Origin of the sequence: Oxynema aestuarii AP17 (genome assembly GCF_012295525.1) — a bacterium.
In the GTDB taxonomy this organism is placed as follows: domain Bacteria; phylum Cyanobacteriota; class Cyanobacteriia; order Cyanobacteriales; family Laspinemataceae; genus Oxynema; species Oxynema aestuarii.
Genome location: NZ_CP051167.1, coordinates 1,446,248 through 1,466,237, shown reverse-complemented (window position 1 = coordinate 1,466,237; position 19,990 = coordinate 1,446,248). Strand labels below are relative to the sequence as shown.

The 19,990-nt window shown below is 48.1% G+C and carries 15 protein-coding genes; 8 read left to right on the top strand and 7 right to left on the bottom strand.

Annotated elements, in window-relative coordinates:
• Positions 1-225: 225 nt before the first annotated feature.
• Positions 226-1,050 carry a sulfurtransferase gene (locus HCG48_RS05830; protein WP_168568305.1) on the top strand — a complete coding sequence of 275 codons (825 nt, stop codon included), beginning with the start codon at positions 226-228 and terminating at the stop codon, positions 1,048-1,050.
• A 69-nt stretch (positions 1,051-1,119) separates the two neighbouring features.
• Positions 1,120-1,869, top strand: coding sequence for a DUF561 domain-containing protein (locus HCG48_RS05825; protein ID WP_168568304.1), 750 nt, complete (start codon positions 1,120-1,122; stop codon positions 1,867-1,869).
• Positions 1,870-1,901: 32 nt separating this feature from the next.
• Here HCG48_RS05825 and HCG48_RS05820 read toward each other — a convergent pair whose 3' ends face one another.
• Together HCG48_RS05820 and HCG48_RS05815 are read right to left on the bottom strand one after the other, a co-directional pair.
• A complete protein-coding gene (locus HCG48_RS05820; RefSeq protein ID WP_168568303.1) occupies positions 1,902-3,503 on the bottom strand; it encodes a sensor histidine kinase in 1,602 nt (533 codons plus the stop codon).
• A 211-nt stretch (positions 3,504-3,714) separates the two neighbouring features.
• Complete coding sequence (locus HCG48_RS05815; RefSeq protein WP_168568302.1) at positions 3,715-4,464, bottom strand: hypothetical protein; 750 nt, start codon at positions 4,462-4,464, stop codon at positions 3,715-3,717.
• 459 nt (positions 4,465-4,923) lie between these two features.
• Here HCG48_RS05815 and HCG48_RS05810 point away from each other — a divergent pair, with 459 nt between their 5' ends.
• Together HCG48_RS05810 and HCG48_RS05805 are read left to right on the top strand one after the other, a co-directional pair.
• Positions 4,924-7,824, top strand: a complete 2,901-nt coding sequence (locus HCG48_RS05810) for a DNA phosphorothioation-associated putative methyltransferase (protein ID WP_168568301.1) — start codon at positions 4,924-4,926, stop codon at positions 7,822-7,824.
• 319 nt (positions 7,825-8,143) lie between these two features.
• Entirely contained in the window at positions 8,144-10,966 is a 2,823-nt protein-coding gene (locus HCG48_RS05805; RefSeq protein WP_168568300.1) for an FG-GAP-like repeat-containing protein, read from the top strand.
• A gap of 102 nt (positions 10,967-11,068) precedes the next feature.
• Here the strand turns inward: HCG48_RS05805 and HCG48_RS05800 are convergent, their stop codons facing one another.
• Complete coding sequence (locus HCG48_RS05800) at positions 11,069-12,055, bottom strand: patatin-like phospholipase family protein (RefSeq protein ID WP_168568299.1); 987 nt, start codon at positions 12,053-12,055, stop codon at positions 11,069-11,071.
• A gap of 51 nt (positions 12,056-12,106) precedes the next feature.
• Positions 12,107-12,475 carry a dihydroneopterin aldolase gene (folB, locus tag HCG48_RS05795; RefSeq protein WP_168568298.1) on the bottom strand — a complete coding sequence of 123 codons (369 nt, stop codon included), beginning with the start codon at positions 12,473-12,475 and terminating at the stop codon, positions 12,107-12,109.
• Positions 12,476-12,660: 185 nt separating this feature from the next.
• Here folB and HCG48_RS05790 point away from each other — a divergent pair, with 185 nt between their 5' ends.
• Entirely contained in the window at positions 12,661-13,113 is a 453-nt protein-coding gene (locus tag HCG48_RS05790) for a DUF4864 domain-containing protein (RefSeq protein ID WP_168568297.1), read from the top strand.
• On the opposite strand, the gene HCG48_RS05785 is transcribed toward HCG48_RS05790, so the two are convergent.
• A complete protein-coding gene (locus HCG48_RS05785; RefSeq protein ID WP_168568296.1) occupies positions 13,110-13,349 on the bottom strand; it encodes a hypothetical protein in 240 nt (79 codons plus the stop codon). The two genes, HCG48_RS05790 and HCG48_RS05785, sit on opposite strands and share 4 nt — an antisense overlap.
• A gap of 51 nt (positions 13,350-13,400) precedes the next feature.
• Complete coding sequence (locus HCG48_RS05780) at positions 13,401-14,708, bottom strand: glutamate-5-semialdehyde dehydrogenase (RefSeq protein WP_168571769.1); 1,308 nt, start codon at positions 14,706-14,708, stop codon at positions 13,401-13,403.
• A gap of 451 nt (positions 14,709-15,159) precedes the next feature.
• On the opposite strand from HCG48_RS05780, the gene HCG48_RS05775 reads away from it, so the two are divergent.
• From HCG48_RS05775 to HCG48_RS05765, 3 genes are all read left to right on the top strand, one after another.
• A complete protein-coding gene (locus HCG48_RS05775) occupies positions 15,160-16,899 on the top strand; it encodes a zinc metalloprotease HtpX (protein WP_246259935.1) in 1,740 nt (579 codons plus the stop codon).
• A gap of 117 nt (positions 16,900-17,016) precedes the next feature.
• Complete coding sequence (locus HCG48_RS05770) at positions 17,017-17,982, top strand: 3'(2'),5'-bisphosphate nucleotidase (RefSeq protein ID WP_168568295.1); 966 nt, start codon at positions 17,017-17,019, stop codon at positions 17,980-17,982.
• A gap of 645 nt (positions 17,983-18,627) precedes the next feature.
• Entirely contained in the window at positions 18,628-19,578 is a 951-nt protein-coding gene (locus tag HCG48_RS05765; RefSeq protein ID WP_168568294.1) for a class I SAM-dependent methyltransferase, read from the top strand.
• Between the two features lie 151 nt (positions 19,579-19,729).
• On the opposite strand, the gene HCG48_RS05760 is transcribed toward HCG48_RS05765, so the two are convergent.
• On the bottom strand, positions 19,730-19,975 hold the full coding sequence (locus tag HCG48_RS05760) for a hypothetical protein (RefSeq protein WP_246259934.1): 246 nt from the start codon (positions 19,973-19,975) through the stop codon (positions 19,730-19,732).
• Positions 19,976-19,990: the final 15 nt, after the last annotated feature.

Sequence of the window (19,990 nt, the reverse complement as noted above, 5' to 3'; positions counted from 1 at the left end):
TGCCTAACAAGGGATAGAGCTTCTAGTCACGGACAAAACTTTAGAGATTAATGAGGTTGGAAAGCGATCGGTAGCAACCTCCCATCTGGCTAAAATCGGAGGGCTTGACTCGAAGCCTCACCAGATCGTCCAAATAAAATTAGTGCTAAAAATCGGCTAGAATTAACCTGAGTTCATTCTAATGTATACCCTAAGCGAAGTATTAAGGTTAGAAAAGATCGGGCTATGACAGATACAAAGTGGATTGTTTCGGTAGACTGGTTGGCGGAACATATTGACGATCGCAATTTAGTAGTTGTCGATTGTCGGTTTGCGTTAGCCGATCCGGAATTGGGACGGCGACAGTATTTGACTCAGCATATTCCGAATGCATTTTACTTACATCTGAATGAGGATCTGTCTTCTGCGGTGAAAGAACATGGCGGGCGTCATCCGTTACCCGATGTGGAAAAGTTGGCAAAAACTCTCAGTGCGATCGGGATAACTTCTGGGGAAACCCAGGTGGTGGTGTATGACGATTCTCGCTTTGCGTTTGCGGCGCGTTTTTGGTGGTTGCTGCGCTATTTGGGACACGATCGCGTCGCCTTGTTAGATGGAGGTTATCGAGCTTGGGAAACGGCGGGATATCCGGTGACGGATGCCCTGCCGAATCCGACGCCCGGGGAATTTATCCCTAACGTGAGATCGCAATGGGTGGTCAATATCGAGCAAGTGAGAGAACGGAAGGATTTGCCGGGGGTGGTGCTGGTGGATTCGCGCGATCGCGATCGCTACCTCGGCAAACACGAACCGATCGATCCGATCGCCGGACATATCCCCGGAGCGGTGAACTACCCGTGGCAAGAGGTCAGCGACGATCGCGGACGGATGCGATCGCGCGAGGAACTCCAACGACGCTGGCAAGAAATCGCCCACGGTCGAGAAATTATCGTCTATTGTGGCTCCGGAGTGACCGCCTGCGTCAACCTATTCTCCTTAGAACTCGCCGGGATTGCTCACGGCCAACTTTACGCGGGTAGTTGGAGCGATTGGTGTTCCTATCAAGGTTGATGGAGAAAACTTGGTATCTGGAGCCAGTCAGTGTCAAAATTATCCACAGTCTCTTGCAGTGAAAATCTAATGACCATGCATCCCAGCTTAAAACGCGCTTTCGATCGCGCCAATGCTTTAAAAATTATTGCAGGTTTAACCAATTTTGACGCCGATCGCGTGGCTGCTGTCGTGCGCGCTGCCGATCGCGGGGGCGCCACCTTTATCGATCTCGCCGCCGATCCGGCGTTAGTCCAATTGGCCAAAAGCTTAACCGACCTGCCGATCTGCGTCTCGGCAGTCGAGGCGGCCAAATTCGTCGCTCCGGTCGAAGCAGGTGCGGATCTGATCGAAATCGGCAACTTCGATGCCTTCTACGCGCGCGGTCTGCGCTTTGAAGCCGAGGACGTGCTGCGACTGACCCGCGAAACCCGTCAGTTATTGCCGGAAATCACCCTTTCCGTGACCGTTCCCCATATCCTCGCCCTCGACGAACAAGTCGAGCTCGCGCAAGGGTTAGTCGAAGCTGGAGCCGACATCATCCAAACTGAAGGCGGCACCAGCAGCAGCCCGACTCATGCCGGAACCTTGGGTCTGATCGAAAAAGCGGCCCCCACGTTAGCGGCGGCGGCAGAAATTTCCCGAGCCGTTTCGGTTCCGGTGTTGTGTGCGTCGGGCCTGTCTAGCGTCACGGCGCCGATGGCGATCGCGGCGGGCGCCTCCGGGATTGGCGTCGGCTCTGCCATCAACCGCCTCGATAACGAAGTGGCGATGGTGGCGGTGGTTCGCAGCTTGGTGGAAGCGTTGGCGACGGTGAGCCGCGATCGCGTCACCCCTTAAGCCTCTCCCCCGCCAGGATCGATAGTGGGCGCTCAGGCGCTCACTACCCAATTACTCGCCCCTTCTTCGAGGGTTTGAGGCTGACGGGGAATCGTGACTTTAAACGTCGTCCCCACGCCGATTTCGCTGACAAAAGTGATGTGACCGCCACAAACTTCGACATATTTTTTAACAATACTCAGGCCCAATCCCGTCCCGGGAATATTGCCCGTATTGCGGGCGCGGTGGAACGACTCGAATAAATGCTCGCGGTCTTCTTCAGGAATGCCGATACCGCGATCGGTAATTTGGAAAAACACGTCGCATTCGCGATAGTCCAACTCAAACGTGACCGGACTACCTTTTGGAGAATACTTGGTCGCATTCGAGAGTAAATTAATCAAAATATGCCGCAATAACTTTTCATCGAGACAGGGCAAAGAGTTATTCGCATCTAAGGGCGAATAAGTCGATCGCTCGCTAAAACTAATCCGGTGTTCTCTACCCACTCCAGTTTCTATTTCTTCGACCAATTCCCGACAAAAAGTACTGACATCTAAAGGAGTAGGTTTAAACGGCAATTTGCCGGATTCAACTTTACTCAAACTCAAAACATCATCGACGAGCATTCCCATGTGACTCGCTGCGGTTTGAATACGATGTAAATGCTTGAGCTTTTTCTCGGTCAGCCACGTATGACCGTAATGTTCGAGCAACTCGGCAGAGGTAAAAATCGTCGTGAGTGGGTTGCGAAATTCGTGAGTGGCGATCGAAATAAAACTGGTTTTCAGTTTGTTGAGTTCTTTTTCTTTTTCTAACGCCTGACGGATTTCGACTTCTGCTTTTTTGCGTTCGCTAATGTCGTTATTAATTAACAAACAGCGCCAAGGACGACCTGCTTCGTCGTATTGCAAAGACCAACGACTGGAGACGACCACCCGCCTGCGATCGCGGGAAAAATTCACTAATTCCCCTTCCCAATACCCGGCGTGAAGTAAATCCGCTTGAATCGCCGCTAAGGGCTTGGGAAACTCGGTATTGAGAAGTTCGTGAGCGTTGCGACCGAGCATTTCTTCCTGAGTCCAGCCGTACATCTGGCAGGCGCCCCGGTTCCAAAACTGCACGACCCCGTGGAGGTTGCAAACGATCACGCTGTCGTGAGTCAACTCTAACAATTGCGCTTGTTCGCGCAATTTTACCGCTTGTCTTTCCAATTCCCGATTAGCTTCGGCGAGTTGGGTCGCTTGTCGTTTAATTTCTTCTGTTTTTTTGTAAAGCTCGATAAAAACAGAAACTTTGGAGGTTAATATTTCCGGGACGATTGGCTTGAGTAAATAATCGACCGCTCCGACGGTATACCCTTTAAAAATTTTAATTTCACTTTTCTCGATTCCCGTCAGAAAAATGATCGGCGTATGTTGGGTTCGCTGCCGTTCTCGAATCAACTTTGCCGTCTCGAAGCCGTCGAGTTTGGGCATATTGACATCTAAAAGGATGACGGCAAATTCTTGAGTGAGCAAGCATTTTAAAGCTTCTTCACCGGAGGTTGCAGTGACGATGTTTTGTCCGAGATCGGATAAAATTGCTTCTAATGCCAGCAAATTTTTAGCATCGTCATCAACTAGAAGAATATTAGCTTGGTTTTCCACCTGCATCTTATCACCTAATCTTCAATCATTACCCCAATCATCATTCGTCGTGCCTACTTTAAAATTGCATTCTTGCCGATTCTAGCCCGTGCTTTTCTATTTGACAACAGTAAAGAAGTGACCAAAAGCAATTGATTTTTCAATGCCGTTCGATTCATGCATTTGATTCAATTGATTTGTCGATTTTCGCTCGAAAAGTCCGGGAAGCTGGGGAGGGTCAACAGCGATCGCGCACGTTCGTTCGCCACGCCCAACCGCGCAGTCCCTCGCCCTCGATCGCCTGCCAGGATCCGCGCGCCCTTCCGCGACGCTTGACGGGGGTTCCACTGGGAAATAAAGCGATTAACTGCCTACCGGGACGGGCGAAAATTTTTAAACGCGGCCCTCGGGTACAGATAAAGGCATCGGTCCGATCGCCCGAGGCGGAAGTCGCCGCCGACGCGATCGCCTCGACCCATTGGGTGACGATTGCCCCGTTCGCCGATGGCTGCTGGCGCCACCCAGTGGCTGTCACCCAACTGAGGGAAAGTGCTTGGGACAACTGGACTCCGAGATCGTCACCGGGGACGCGGGCATCCAGCCCCTTTAACTGTTGCTCTAGTGCTTCTAATGTGCTGTCAACGGCAGCCGATCGGGTACCGGGAATGTCCGGAATCTCTTGCAAGCGCCAACGTGCGGCCAACAGGCGATCGCGGGCTTGCTGGAGGGTTTGCCAGTCCCGATCGAGGTCGAGTTGGGCAATTTGAGCAATAAGCTGGCCTGAATCGGCGATCGCCTGGTTAGAATGTTGTATTTTCGCCCAATAGTCTGCAAAACCCCATAACAACAATGAAAATCCCGAAATCGCGCAGACAATCAACCCGCCACCTACTTGAGGACGTTCCTGCAACCAACGCTTGAGAATCGTTTCCACTCGGGTGACAGTGATGGCGCGATCGGCACGAACCCTCGCCTGATTTCTAACCATTGATGCCGCCTCCAACCTGGCTTTTGTTCGCGAATTCCGAGAGTTTTGTTGCCTTTCGATCCACCCTTTAATGAACGCAACCGTTCGATCGCGCGATCGCCCCTAGATTACCCTCATGTTATCAATCTACACGATAAACTTTACAAATACGGAAAATCACTGAGGGGAAGCAGATTTTTTTTGAACGTCGAAAATTAAGCGGATTGTCCCCGCACTTCAACGACCGGAAACTTTTTCTAAAATGCTTCTAAAAAAGCGATTTTCTTAACTTAAAATTTCGTTTACCTCGGAGAGTTCCGCCGGAAACCTCCCGCGTTTTTATGGCGATCGCGGGCGAGTATTCTCCGCGATCGTGCGATCGTCGTTACCGATCTCGATCCAGTTTCATCTTAAAATGGAACCATCGATCGCCATGCGATCGGGTTTTCTTTGAGGGATTTAATTTATACTTTAAAAACAATGTTTGATTCTGCTTCGACAGGGTTCGAGATCGACGGAGATCGGCGTTTTCGTCCGATTCAAATCGCAATTAAAACGGGCATTATTAACGAAAAAACGACTTTCAAAAAAGCGAACGACCTCGGAGAGCTAGAAAAGGTAGATATTGTTTGGATCGATAATTTTACAAAAGCTCGCGAAAATCAAGGGGATGCGATCGCCAGATGGAATCGTGCCCGAGTTGCCGCTATTTTTAGCAACCCGATCGCGATCGAAAACAACGGCGACGGGGCGATCGTTTACGGCGGTCTTCATGGAGACGGGACGCCTTTTACTCAACCCCGGTTAAACGATAATTCTTACTGGTCTCACCTCCAATTACAATCCTACTTGGAACAACAGATCGACCTCACACCCATTGCCGTAGCCCCGGGAATTTTTATCAGTTTTTGCGATTCTTTCGACGCCGAACGCTTTCGGCTACAGCAATTACGCGCCTCGGTGAACGTTCCCGTACTTTCAGCCCAATGGTCCGCCGAAGATCGGGTAATTCTCGACCCATTAATTAGCTTTTTCGGCGATCGTGGACGGCTCCCTTTTCTGGGAGAATTGAGTGCAGAAGCATCGATTTGCGATCGCTTTGGCAATCTCGATCTCGCCTACGAAGCGATCGCCCGCACTGGCGATCGTCCCCGTTGGGATAATCTCGCTTACCAACGACGGCAAGACCTATTAATTTATTTATGCTGTCGCCATAGTTTAGAAAAATTGGGTCAAAAAATTTACGATTTTCCTCCAGAAATAGAAAACGATCTCAAGGCTTTTTTCGGGACAGTTGAAAAAGCTGAAAACTTCGCTAAAGGATTAGGCGATCGTGCGACTTCTGACGGTGTTTTACTAAATTATTGCGAACAAAGTCGGTTCGGCAAAAAATTACCCGGTGCTTTTTATATCCATCACAGTGCGATCGATCGCCTCGACCCTATTTTGCGCGTTTACGAAGCGATCGCCCGCGTGGAATTTGGTGCGATCGACGGCGCGACTTTGGTCAAATTTAATCTCGACAAACCCAAAATTTCCTATTTATTTTACCCCGACTTCGATCGCGAAGAACATCCCATTTTACGCGCCAGCTTGCAACTCGACTGTCGCGATCGCCGCCTGAGTTATCGAGACTATACAAAGGTAGACAATCCGCCGATCCTCCACCGGAAAGAAACCTTCGTCACCCCCGACTACCCCAACTACGAACGCTTCGCCCATCTGACCCGCCAGGAGGAACGCTGGGGACTGCTGGACAAGGGACGCGCGATCGGTACGATCGAAGGTTGGCAGAAGTGTTTGAGCGATCGCCGAGTGGAGATTTGTAATTACGAAGTCGTTCCCCTACGCGACTTGGAAACGGGGGCGATCGCCCTTCCCAAAATCGAACGCCATCGGGCGGCGATCGCGCGTTCCGATCTCTCACGTCCGGTTCGCCTCGCCCTGGAAGCGGAGTTGTTCGAGGAAGGAACCACCTTTTTTGATTACGGTTGTGGCTACGGTGGCGACGTCACCCGGATCGGCGATCGCGGCTACAGCAGCGCCGGATGGGACCCTTATTACTTTCCCGACAACCCCATCTCACCTGCGGATATTGTCAATCTCGGCTACGTGATTAACGTGATTGAGGCGATCGACGAACGCCGCGACGCCTTGCGCCACGCCTGGGAACTGACCCGAGGACTGTTAATCGTTGCCGCCCAAGTTTCAGTATACGATCGCCAATATAGTTTAGTCGCTTACGGCGATGGTATCATTACAAAACGCAACACATTTCAGAAGTATTACGAACAAGAAGAACTGAAAACCTATATCGAACAAACCCTAGAGATAGAAGCGATTCCCGTCGGTCTGGGGATTTACTTCGCCTTTCGCGATCGCGATCGCGCCGAAAGCTTCAAAGCATCTCGATTTCGATCGCGGACGAACACGCCACGCGTGAGAATTCCCAGTAAACGCTTTGAAGATTACGAAGATCTCCTCACTCCCTTAATGAAATTTGTGAGCGATCGCGGTCGCCTCCCCGTCAAAGGCGAACTGACTCAAGAAGCTGCAATCCTGGCAGAGTTTCGCAACTACCGCCGCGCCTTCGAGGTCGTCGTTCAAGCCACCGATCGTGAAGAATGGGACGCTATTCAAGAAACCCGACGCCACGATCTACTGATTTACCTGGCGCCCCAATTAGCAAATTTGCCGAAATTCAGCCAGTTTTCAAACCAAACGCGCAACGACATTAAAGGACTGTTCGGGAGTTATCGTCAAGCCTGCGCGATCGCCCATCTTCTCACGTTCAGCCTGCGCGATATCGGCTTAATCGCCGATTGCTGTCGGGAAAGCGACCTCGGTCTCAAACTCCCGGATGCCTTGTGCGTTCACAGTAGCGCCCTCCATCACCTCGACCCCTTGCTACGCCTATACGAAGCTGTCGTCAGTCGTATTATCGGCAGCATGGACGGTGCGACCTTGATTAAATTTCACTTAAAAACACACAAAATCTCTTACTTATTTTATCCCGACTTCGATCGCGACCCCCATCCTGCTTTACAGACGAGTATGCAAATCGACTTGCGAGACCTGCGCGTCATTTATCGCGACTACGATACAGAGGATAACCCACCCATTTTGCATCGGAAAGACGCTTGCGTTACCCCAGAATACCCAAATTACGAAAAATTTGCCAAATTAACCCAACAGGAGGAAAGTTGGGGCTTATTGGACGATTTTAAAGCGATTCGCACTCGCCGAGACTGGCAGCGCCACCTTGTCGAACATTGTGCCGAACTGCGCGGAAACCGCCTCTACTGGCGCAAAGATGCCGATCCCTATCGCCTTAAATTAATGCAATCTTTACGGCGATCGCGGTTCAAAAGAAAAGATTAAATTTTAGATGAAAGATATAGCCTTTTCAAGACAATGAAATAAAACTCGGATCCCTTTAAATCCCCCCTTAAAAAGGGGGACTTGACTGGACTCCCCTCTTATTAAGGGGAGTTGGGGGGATCGTCAATGAAATCGATCCATCTAGGAAATAGTATAGATCCACCGAATGGGTCATTACTGCTGAGAAAGTCGGCAGCTTTGTATCGATCTCGATCGCCGTCGTTCCTCCAACCCTTAAATCTTTTTAGAAAAAACCTCTGGTTTTAAAAAACTAGAGTACAATCGGCGAAACTGTAACCCAATTGACCCAATTTATTTTATGGAATCTACCTTAAAATCTTCTCAATTTTGGCCGTGGCGCGATCGCCTTCCTTCCATGTCCGATCCCCGTTGGGGAGTTTTAGCAATTTTAGCCAGTTATATTATTTTAGGCATTACTGTTTTAGGTTTTAATCGATCGCCCGCCCAAATTTTACTGATTATTAGTTCGGCTTGTTGCCTCGATATTACTTATCATTGGTTATTTCGCAAGCGAGAAATCTTATTCCCCTTAAGTGGGGCAATTACGGGCTGTTCTTTGAGTATTTTAACAAATTTCGGTCATGGGTTATGGTTGCCCTTCGTTCCCGTATTTTTTGCGATTTCTTCTAAATATTTAATCACCTTCCAAGGTCGCCACGTTTTCAATCCGGCATTATTCGGAATTACTCTCAGCTTGCTCTTGACAAATGGTGCCATTAGTGCGGCGCCCGCATATCAATGGGGCGGATCTGTCGCCACGATCGCATTTATTATTACGGCGGCTTTAATTGCCTTTGTTTTTAAAATTAAACGAACCGCTTTAATTATTTCATTTCTTATTTTTTATACCCTGCAACTGTGTATTCGCGCCTTTTTGATGCAGTGGCATTTACCGCCAGAAACCTTGTTTATGGGGGCGTTGAGTTCTCCTGCATTTTACTTATTCACCTTTTTCATGATTACCGATCCTAAAACTTCTCCTCAAAGTATGCGGGGACAAATTGGGATGGCTTTCTTTATTGTTGTCGTTGATTTGATATTGCATAAGTTTGAAACTTTATCCACGTTCTTTTTTGCGGGCTTTGCTTATTTTGCGGTGCGGTTTATTGGATTGCATGTAAAATCTTTTATTCTGAATTTAAAAGCGAGTTTAAAAACAAGAAATTTCACTTTATTCTCAATCGTTAAAGTCTTCACTATTCTTTATCGATGGGGTGCGATCGCCGCGATCGCCAGCTTAGGTTTACTCTTTTATCAAAACATAATTACCGCTAAATCCCCGGTCAATCCCGAGTTTAAATTCGTCGAAATATCAGCAGAATCGGCAGGAATTTCTAGTCAGCCGAGTAACTTGCTCGATCGCGTCGATTCCCGAGTCAAAAATGTTGCTAAATGGATGTTATCGGTGGGCGATGCGGTCGCTGTTTCCGATTTCGATAATGACGGTTTGCAAGATATTTTCTTAACTTATCCCTTAAAAAGCGATCGCGATCGCGCCGCTTTATATCGCAACCGGGGTAACTTTCAGTTTGAACGAGTTCCCTTACCGATTTTAAATGAATTTGTCACCCATCCGACTCGCGACGGACTACCCGCCGGGGCGTTATGGTTTGACTGGGATAACGATCGCGATTCTGACTTATTAATTACAGTCGGTTATGGAAAAACAAAATTATTGCAAAATCGAATTATCGAAGATGGAAAGATCGGTTTTAGCGACATTAGCGAAGGAGTAGGAATTGAGGAATACACGATTAGTTTGACCGCCAATGCTTTCGACATGAACCGGGACGGTCACCTCGATTTATTGGTGGGAAATGCAATGAATCCGTACTTATCCGATTACGAAAAACCGACAAAATTTAATATTTTTAAATTACCGGAAGCCGAATATCCGGGCGATCGCCGGATGTTTAATTTCATGCATCGCAGTTGGTATGACGCCAACAACGGTGGTGAAAATCTCTTTTATCTCAATCGTGGGAACCGTTTTGAAAAACAAGATATCGTCAAACTGGGTTTTTCCAGTCATCGCTGGACTTTAGATATTGGAACGGGAGACCTCGACGGCGACGGATGGACGGATATTTATCTCGCTAACGATTTCGGTCCCGACCAGATGTTTTTAAATCAAACAGGGAAAAAATTTCGTCCGGTCGTCGGTCGATTGGTCGGACAAATGGGACGGGATACGTATAAAGGGATGAATGCATCTTTAGGCGACCTGGACAATAACGGTTATCCCGATATTTATGTTTCTAACGTCCACGAAAAATTGCAAGCGGAAGGAAGTTTGTTGTGGATGAATGCGGGAACGGTCAAATCGGACGGAGATCGCGCTTTTTCTGACGAAGCGATGCGACGAAATGCCCTCAATGAAAACCGTTTTGGTTGGGGTGGGGCGATAGGAGATTTAAACCGAGACGGACGTTTAGATTTGCTACAAGCGAATGGAATGGTGGACGATAATTACGATCGCCCCACGGAAAATCGAGAGTTGACGAAACCCGGTGCATTATTTCCCGCCCCAACCTTTGAGAAAGGCGATCGCCACTGTCCGGATTATTGGTATTGGAACGCCCAAATTGCCCTGACAAATCCCGACGTTCACGGATATGCGGATCGCTGGGCAGATTTACAGGGACGTTGTATTTTCCCCTACGAAAACAATCGGGTTTATCTTAATGAAGGAGATAAATTTATCGATATTTCCCCCGATATCGGCTGGGACGAACCGGGGAACTCCCGAGGGATTGCTTTATCCGATCTCGATAACGATGGGGATTTAGATGCGTTAGTTACCCATCAGTTTGCCCCTATTTCAATTTACCGCAATGACAGTATTTCTAAGCCTTGGATCGGGTTAAAGTTGGAAGGCAATGGCATCAGTTGCAACCGAGATGCAGTGGGAACAAAAGTAATTTTACAAACCCAAAATAGCCATCAATTGCGAGAAGTTCGCGAATCGAATGGCTTTTCCGCCCAAGGCGATCGTCGTCTGTTATTTGGATTTCCGACACCTCCAGAAAAAATCGATGCGGAAATTTATTGGTGTGGGGATTCTGGGGCAGAAAGACTTTCTTTATCTGCGAATCGTTATCATCATCTCATTCAAAAATGAATGGTTAAGTGTAATGGCAGGCAAGATGCCTGCCCTACAGCTTTTTTCGACCGATCTAAAAATCTAGAAAAGCTTCGTGTTTTTAAGCAGATTGAGAATCGGTTAAATTTCAGGATTTGGAACCGGGCGATCGCGCAAACAGGCATCTAATGCCTGGGAAACTAAGGGAATACTTAAATATGCCTCCGCCGCTTCAATTAAATTGTTAATATTCTCGTCACTGGCATCGTCCATATCATCACTTAACCGCTTATCGGTTAACTGGCGATCGAGAGGAAATTGCAGTCTTAAATAACGGGAAGTATCACCAATTACGTAATCGGTAATGTAATGATAAACTTCTGCCGGGGCATCGGTCATGACCTTAACCACGCGACCGTCCCAAATCCATTGCAACGGTCCCCAAGTTCGGGCATCTTCCCAGCGAATTGTCCGCGTTGCCGATCCCGTTCCGATGGAAATTACTTGTAAATCTGCGAGAGAATTCCCCAAGCGAATCGCTTCTGCTACTGCACAAGCGGTGGGATTATTAGCAGCTAATCCGCCATCAATAGCGGAGTGAACTTCTCCCCCAATAATAATTTTATGGGCGGGGAAAAAGGTTGGGGCTGCGGTAGAACAGACACAAGCTTCCCACAAACAAATATCGTCAAAGCGATCGCGCCAACTTTTAAAAATAATCGGCTGGCGACCGATCGTGTCGTAGCTGGTAATTAATAGTTTGGGATCGGTAATATCGGAAAATGTTGTATTGCCAAATAAGTTTTTGAGCAGATCGACGAGCCCTTTTTCAGAAAATTTGGGGCCGGACAGACCGTATTCTAAAATTAGAGGCAAACGTTTTAAAGACCAGCGACTAGTATAGGGAAAGATATTTTTGGCCTTTTTTCGATACAATTCGACAATATCTTGACAAGACAAACCACAGGCGATCGCCGCCGCCAACATCGACCCGGTAGAGGTTCCGGAAATTAAATCGAAATATTCGTTTAACGGTTGTTGCAAACGGTGTTGGATATTGACCAACATTTGGGCAGCTAAAACGCCACGAATTCCGCCGCCATCGATACTTAAAATGCGATAAGACACAGCGTTATCCTCTTGACCCTTCTTGAAATATGGTTTCTGGAACGATATCTATTATCCCTCGATCGCCTTTTCTCGGTCGATCGTTACGCTAATTTTCCCATTAAAATTCGGGATCGGCGCATTCGGTTTGCTCAATCTCACTTTTACCCGGGTAACTCGTTCCGATTCTAAGATACTTTGCGCGATCGCCTCCGCCAAGCGTTCGATCAGGGCAAATTTCGAGGTTTCCACCAGCTTTTGAATCGCGGCGATCGTCTGGCGGTAGTCGAGGGTCTCCTCGATGCGATCGCTGTTCCCCGCCGCCGCTAAATCCACCCACAAGGTCGCGTCCACCTCAAACCACTGTCCGAGGACTCGTTCTTCGTCGAGATATCCCGTATAGCCGTAACAGCGAATTCCCGTCAGTTCGATGCAATCCATATTTGAAATAACAATTAGTCTAGATTTGTCCTTTCTTAGATTATCTGGTTTGACGACATTCGGGGAAGTCGAAGCGATCGCCAATAGGTTGCTGGACGACAGCATCCCCCTAAAAAATGATTGCGAAGTGAGCGATCTTTTTATAAGATAGATTTTGTTAAATTGATAAAATTCAAGAAATTCCTGTGGAAATTATCCAACCTTATCTCGGTTATATCGGTATTGGAATCGGTGCAGTTGTTGGCGTTCTCGTACTGGTTTGGATTGTCGTTTCTGTCAGTATCTTTCTGAAAACTAAAGGAATGCCACAACTCATTTCTAACTTTTTTATTGCCATCTCAGACGGCAATATCAATGGGGCGTATGAAATGACCAGCGATCGCTTTCAGGCCAAAATGTCAAAAAAACAACTGACTAAGTTTGCAATCAATAACAAATTAACACAATATCGACGAACTCAAATGACTATCCCTACCTCCGAAGAGGGAGTTTATAATTTAGAAGTCGTGGTCGAAACAAAAACCGGACGAAAAATTCCTTTATTGTTAAATTTAGTCAAAGAGGAGGAAAATTGGAAAATTGACGACTTAGAATATGCGAAAGTTTCTAAAATTTTAGCCAAAGAATCGAAATCTTAATCGATCTTTCTCATATCGCCAGAGATTGTCTCGATATCTCGGCGCAACAGACGGGCTAAATCGGCTTCATACGCGGTTAGAGGGGGTAATTCACCGCGATAACTTTTTCCTGGTATATTAAGCATGGTTGCCCATTCGCCAAAGCCAATAAAAAATAAAATTGCGACCGGAAACACCAATCTCTTGAAAGAGTAGCGATCGAACCATTTAATTTTAGCAAACTTTAATGGTTTCATGAGTTAATAGGAGGGACATAATAATGCCCTGTCCCTCCCAATCGATCGCCCTTATAAATCGCGATGGGTAAAAGATTTTGCATTTACACCGGAATAAGTGGCAGCAATTTGACCCGAACCGACCACTTTATATTTGTAGGTAATCAACCCTTCTAACCCGACCGGACCGCGTGGGGGCATTTGTTGGGTACTGATGCCAACTTCGGCGCCAAAACCGTAGCGGAAACCGTCCGCAAAGCGAGTAGAACAGTTATGAAAAACTCCGGCAGCATCGACTTGGGCAAGGAAGATTTCGGCAGTATGATTATTTTCAGTAACGATCGCCTCCGTATGCTTGGAACCGTAGGTAGTAATATGGGCGATCGCCGCGTCCATATCGTTGACGACTTTCACCGATAAAATTAAATCGCTGTACTCCGTAGACCAATCCGATTCAGTCGCTACTTTGACCTCCGGTAAAGCTTCTCGTGTGGCTTCGTCGCCACGCAATTCGACCCCTTTTTCCGCCATTTTCGGCGCCATTGCCGTTAAAAATTGGGGGGCGATCGCCCGGTGAACCAGCAAAGTTTCGATCGCGTTACAAGCTGCCGGATATTGAGTTTTGGCATCGATCGCGATCGCCACTGCTTTCTCTAAATCCGCCGCTTCGTCAACATATAAATGACAAACTCCATCGGCGTGACCCAACACCGGAATCCGCGTATTTTCTTGTACGAAGCGGACGAAACTATTCGATCCTCTCGGAATAATTAAATCCACATATTCATCTAATTTCAGCAATTCGATCGTTTCTTCCCGCGTCGTCAGTAACTGAACTACATCGGGATCGATTTTAGTTTTTGCCAATCCCGCCCGAATCGCTTTAACAATCGCCATACACGAGGCGATCGCCTCTTTTCCTCCTTTAAGAATGACGCCATTTCCCGACTTAATCGCTAGGGAAGAAATCTGGATGGCAGCTTCCGGACGAGCTTCAAAAATAACCCCCAAAACACCCAACGGACAGGTTACCCGCTTGAGGATTAAGCCCTCATCTAATTCCCGATGAATTTGCACTTGACCGACCGGATCGGGCAGTTTTCCGACATCGCGAACTCCGGCGATCGTCGCTTTCAATTTAGTTTCGTCCATTTTCAAACGGTTGTAAAGGGGTTTGGAAATCCCCATTTTTTCCGCCGCCTGACAGTCTTGTTGATTCGCCGCCACAATTTCCGATGCTGCCGATTCTAAGGCTTCGGCGATCGCCGCGATCGCTTGATTTTTGGCTTCTGTGGAAAGTACCCCCAATTTTCGGGAAGCGTCGCGGGTTTTGCGCGCAATTTCAACTAAAGGAATCGATGCGAGTTCAACCGTACTCATAATTTCTCTAATCACACTTGCTCTTTTCATGCTACCGCTATTTGGCGAGTCCGGAATAGGGTGTCGGGGGTCGCGTCCGGATTCAGTCCGAGACGTTGAAAGTAGAGTTGAGCTGACGTGACGGACGATCGCAATCGATATCGTAACCAAACCTCTCTCAATCAATTCACTACACCAATTGAGCCGATCGTTCGGGCTGACACGAGAGTTGACGGGGATGTTTTCACTTGCGTTGAGTAAAAACTCACGCTCAAATTGTAAAAAATTTGTAGAAAATTGAGCCATTTCAAAAATTTTAAGCTATCACGGAAGCAACGGCGATCGCTCCGACTGGAATAACAGACAGTTTTTAATTTATTGCGAATTATTGCGAGTTTCTTACCCTTCCCCCCTCTATCCAATCGTGGCGCGATCGCCCGTATCCATACGCTAATTGGGAGAAAAAACGATCGTGTCAGACGAATCACATTCTTTTCCAAAAGCCGGACGGGCCGCAATGACCGGGGTCACTTTAACAATGAAAGGAATTGGAGGAAACCTGGCGCTTGCCTCGGGAATCACCATGACCTTAATGGGTGGCATGGTCTTCGTTCTCTGTCTTGCCCTCGTTTTTATTGTTAACAGTGAAAACCCCGTCATGGGGCTGTTAATTTCCGTAGCGATCGCCATCGCTTTTAATGTACTTGCCTTTTTTATTGCCCCCTGGTTTATGGATTTAAGCCAAAAATGGCTTTACAAAACCCGGTGGATCGATTTAACCGAACTCGAAACAAAAAGCCCGGAAACCCTAGAAGTTCTCCAGCGTGTTTGTAGCGAAAACAACTTAAAAACACCGCGTGTCGGCATCATCGACGACCAAAATCCGACCGCGTTCACTTACGGTTCTTTACCCAATAGTGCCCGATTGGTCGTTAGCGAAGGATTATTTACCTACCTCGATGACGATGAAGTTGCGGCAGTATACGCCCACGAATTAGGTCACATCGTCCATTGGGATTTTGCGGTGATGACTGTCGCCTCAACCTTAGTTCAAATCACCTATTTGATTTATGTTTTTGCCACTCGCATGGGCAATAAAGGCGGCGAAAAAGTTAAAGATGTCGTGGGAACGGTCGGCTTAGTTGCCTACATTTTTTACATTATCGGAACCTATTTGCTGCTGTATTTATCCCGCACTCGCGAATACTTTGCCGATCGCTTTGCCGCCGAAACCACGGGCAATCCGAACGCCCTGTCTCGGGCTTTAGTAAAAATTGCTTACGGTTTAGTAGAAGAAGCCCAAAAAGCTACCGAACCCAGCCGCTTAATGGAGGGAACTCGGGCGTTAGGCATTTACGACCATAAAGCCGCCCCCTCGACGGGAACCGCTTACCGAATTTCTGCCGCCCCCGCCCAAATTGGGCGCGTATTTTTATGGGATTTATTCAATCCTTGGGGGTGGTGGATGGAACTCAATTCCACTCATCCTTTAACGGGAAAACGAGTGCGCGCTTTGAGTACCTATGCGGAACAATTGGGCTTAGAGATCGAATTCGATATGGGTCGTATTGTCGGCGAAGGTCGCCACTTAAGTAAAAGCAAACTTTACGGCAACTTTGTCTTAGATTTGCTGTTGTATCTCGCCCCAATTCTCGGATTTTTGGGCGGTTTGATTGTCGGTATCGCAACCCTCAAGCCCGGCTTAGAAGTTTTGCCGATCGCCTGTCCCTTAATTGGTATAGGAATTGGCATTCTGGCGAAAACTTTGGTGATGTTCCCTAATTTTCACAACGCCCCTCAAACCAATATTCTCACCCTGATGTCCGATCCTTACGCCAGTCCCTTGCGCGGTCAACCTGCCTATTTACAGGGAGAACTGATCGGTCGGGGAGATGCGGGATATCGCTTCGGTTCCGATTTGAAATTGCAAGATCCGACGGGCTTGTTATTCCTGCGTTATGCTTCCCGCTTCGGCCCGATCGGTAACTTTTTATTCGGGATGAAAAAAGTTAAAAGTTTAATCGGAATGGAGTTAAAAACTCTCGGTTGGTTTCGCCGGGGGGTGATGCCTTGGATGGATTTAATCCGCTTAGAAAGCGATAGTGGAACGACGGTGAAAAGTTACCATCGGTTCTGGTCGTTTATCCTCGGGGGTGGCGCGATCGCCCTCGGGGTCGGCGCGATCGTTTTCTGGTTACAAACGTCGATCTAGACAGAGCTTAACGAACAGTCTACAGTCGGTAAGGGTGTTTTTCTCCGGAGATTAACTCCAATTTGGAGAAAGATTCCCTTACTTTTTTATCGGTTTATTTTTTACCTTTGCACTCCCATGTCTTACGAACGCGAGAAACAAGTTGTCATCGAAGCGGCGATCGCCGCCGCCAAATTATGCCAAGACGTCCGGCGCGACATTCCTCCAGCGATGGAAAAAAGCGATAAAAGTCCCGTCACCGTGGCAGATTACGGGTCTCAAGCGGTCATTTGTAAGGCGATTGGCGATGCTTTTCCCGAAGATGCGATCGTCGGGGAAGAGGACGCGACGGCGTTGCGGGATCCGGAAATGGCGGCACAATTAGAGAAAATCACGCAATATGTGAGAACTATTCTACCGGAGGCGACCTCGGAACAAGTGACCGAATGGATCGATCGCGGTAACGGTCAAGTCGGTTCGCGCTACTGGACCTTAGACCCGATCGACGGTACCAAGGGCTTTTTACGGCAAGATCAGTATGCGGTCGCGATCGCGTTGGTGGAAAATGGGGAAGTCAAACTCGGCGTAATGGCTTGTCCGGCGTTAGCGATCGAGGAGGGGGACGAACCGGGAACTTTATTTGTGGCGGTACGGGGCGAAGGCGCAACGCGGAGGTCCCTCCACGGCGGCGAAGCCCAAACGATTCGCGTGGTCAAAGCGGACGACGTGGAAAATTTGCGCTTTGTCGAAAGTGTCGAAGCCAGTCATGGAGACCAGGGCCGTCAAAATGCGGTGGCGCAGGCCGTCGGGATTACGGCGGAGTCGGTTCGCGTCGATTCTCAAGCGAAATATGGCATCGTGGCGTCCGGGAAGGCGGCGTTATACATGCGCTTGCCGTCGCCGAAATCGCCGAATTATCGCGAAAATATCTGGGATCATGCGGCGGGGGCGATCGTGGTCGAAGAAGCAGGCGGTCGCGTCACGGATATGCACGGCAAACCCCTCAATTTTGCCGATGGTTCTAAGATGACGGAAAATCGGGGCGTGGTGGTCAGTAATGGGGTGATTCACGAGACGGTGTTAGCGGCGTTGCGAGATTCCTAAACCGGGCTGCAAGATGGGTGAGGCGATCGATAGCCGATGCTTTCACGGGACTAAAATCTCCATCGGGCGGGGGATCCTGTCCCGGGGAAGGTCGCCGATGAGCGATTCCCATCCCTCTCGATGCACCCGGCGCCCGCGATCGCCTCTGGGTTCTGAGTTTTTTAAAAGTCTATCTCTGGATAGAGTGACCCTCAACCTGTTGCAAGTTATCTTAAGAACAAGATAAATAACGGTTCGCCTCCCTCTCGATAAAATTGCGAGCCTTTTAGTATAGCGATTTCAAAACTGTCTTACTCAGTTCCCCGCCGAAGTTCTCCTACCCTTCCGGCGGTATTCTTTTATGGAAATTCGATCGCCGGAAAACTGAAGCGGGTAGGAGACTCGCACGACGAAAACCTTCTTCAATCCTTCTTCAATCGTGATTTCAGGAAAATCACTGACTTTATCTATGCCGTTTGTATGTCTAACAGCTTACCGTCATTACTAACTAGAATTTTTAGCAATAAAGTGGGAAGTAAAGGCGATCGCGATCGCCTGTCTTAACCTATCTTAAAATATCTGCGGGGCTTTAATCTTCAAATAAAGTCGTATAATCTTTAAGGATTCTTTCCGCAAACGACTTGAGTTAAACCCCTAGAATCTGCGATGCAAGCAAAAACCAAACCCAACTGGGCAGGAGACGATCTCCTCTCTCAATTTGTCAACGTCCTGATTAAAACCCCACCAATTTACAGTCTGATGAAGAGACAGGCGCGACAAGTCTTAATTAAAACGGCTGAAAAAAAAGGGGTTCCCTGGCGCGAAGAATGTCAAACCCTGGACAATTCAGAAGTCAAAAGCTTTTTCGATCGCGTCAACAATCCCAATCTGATTTATCCCGACTACTATCAAGTCCCCTTTCACGCCTATCCCGAAGGAAATTTGTGTTGGCAAGCGGCATTTGAAGCGTCACCGGCGACAAAAGCGATGGCGCTGAGAGTTTGGCCGAAAGAAGAATTAACCTGGGAAAAAGCGCAGGATAAATTACGCCATAGTTTTTATCAAATCGTCGAAAAGTATCTTCCCGAACGGATATCCGACCTGTTAGATGTAGGGTGTTCGGTCGGCCTTTCAACTCTTTACTTGCATCGCTATTTTAGCCGACGACAAACGAGTGCGGTGCGCACGGTGGGATTGGATTTATCCCCTTACATGCTCGCCGTCGCCCAAATGAGCGATCGCCACGGCGAAATCGCGCGCTGGGTTCACTCTAAAGCGGAAGCAACGGGCTTTGCTGGGGATTCTTTCGATCTGGTCACGTTGCAATTTGTTTTACACGAACTTCCCCGTGATGCCACTCGTGAAATCTTCCGAGAGGCACTGCGAATTTTGCGACCGGGAGGGTGTTTGGCGATCGTCGATAACAATCCTAAATCGGCGGTTATCCAGAATTTACCGCCAGCGTTATTTGTACTGATGAAAAGTACCGAGCCGTGGAGTGACGATTACTACACCTTTGATGTAGAAAGGGCGTTAAAAGAGGTGGGGTTTAACTATCAAGAAACAGTCGAGAGCGATCCGCGCCATCGCGCGATCGTTGCGATTAAACCCAATTGAGTTCGAGAACTGGGGGCAAGGAAAACATGGCTAAATCTTGAATTCCGAAGGGTTCGGAAGGTTTCGGCGATGCCGAGCTAACCAGTAGATTCGGTGTTTAATCGAGTGAAGAAAAATTAAAGCGATCGCCAGAATTTCCGGTGAATTTCGGTCAATCAATCATTTGCAACCATCCCCGACGAACGGCATAAACGAGGCGATCGATGAGGTGCATTTCTTCGGGGGTTAGGGGATGGTGTAAGATCGCAGATTTTAAGAATTGACGATCGCGCCCGGTGATTTTCCGAACGGCATAAACTTGGGAAAACAGTTCGGTGATATTGGGATTGTAAAGGGTGTAAGTCGCTTCCATGTTAGTAGAGAAAAAGATAAAAGGTTGGCACTGAGAGCCAGTCATCTATTCGCTACCATA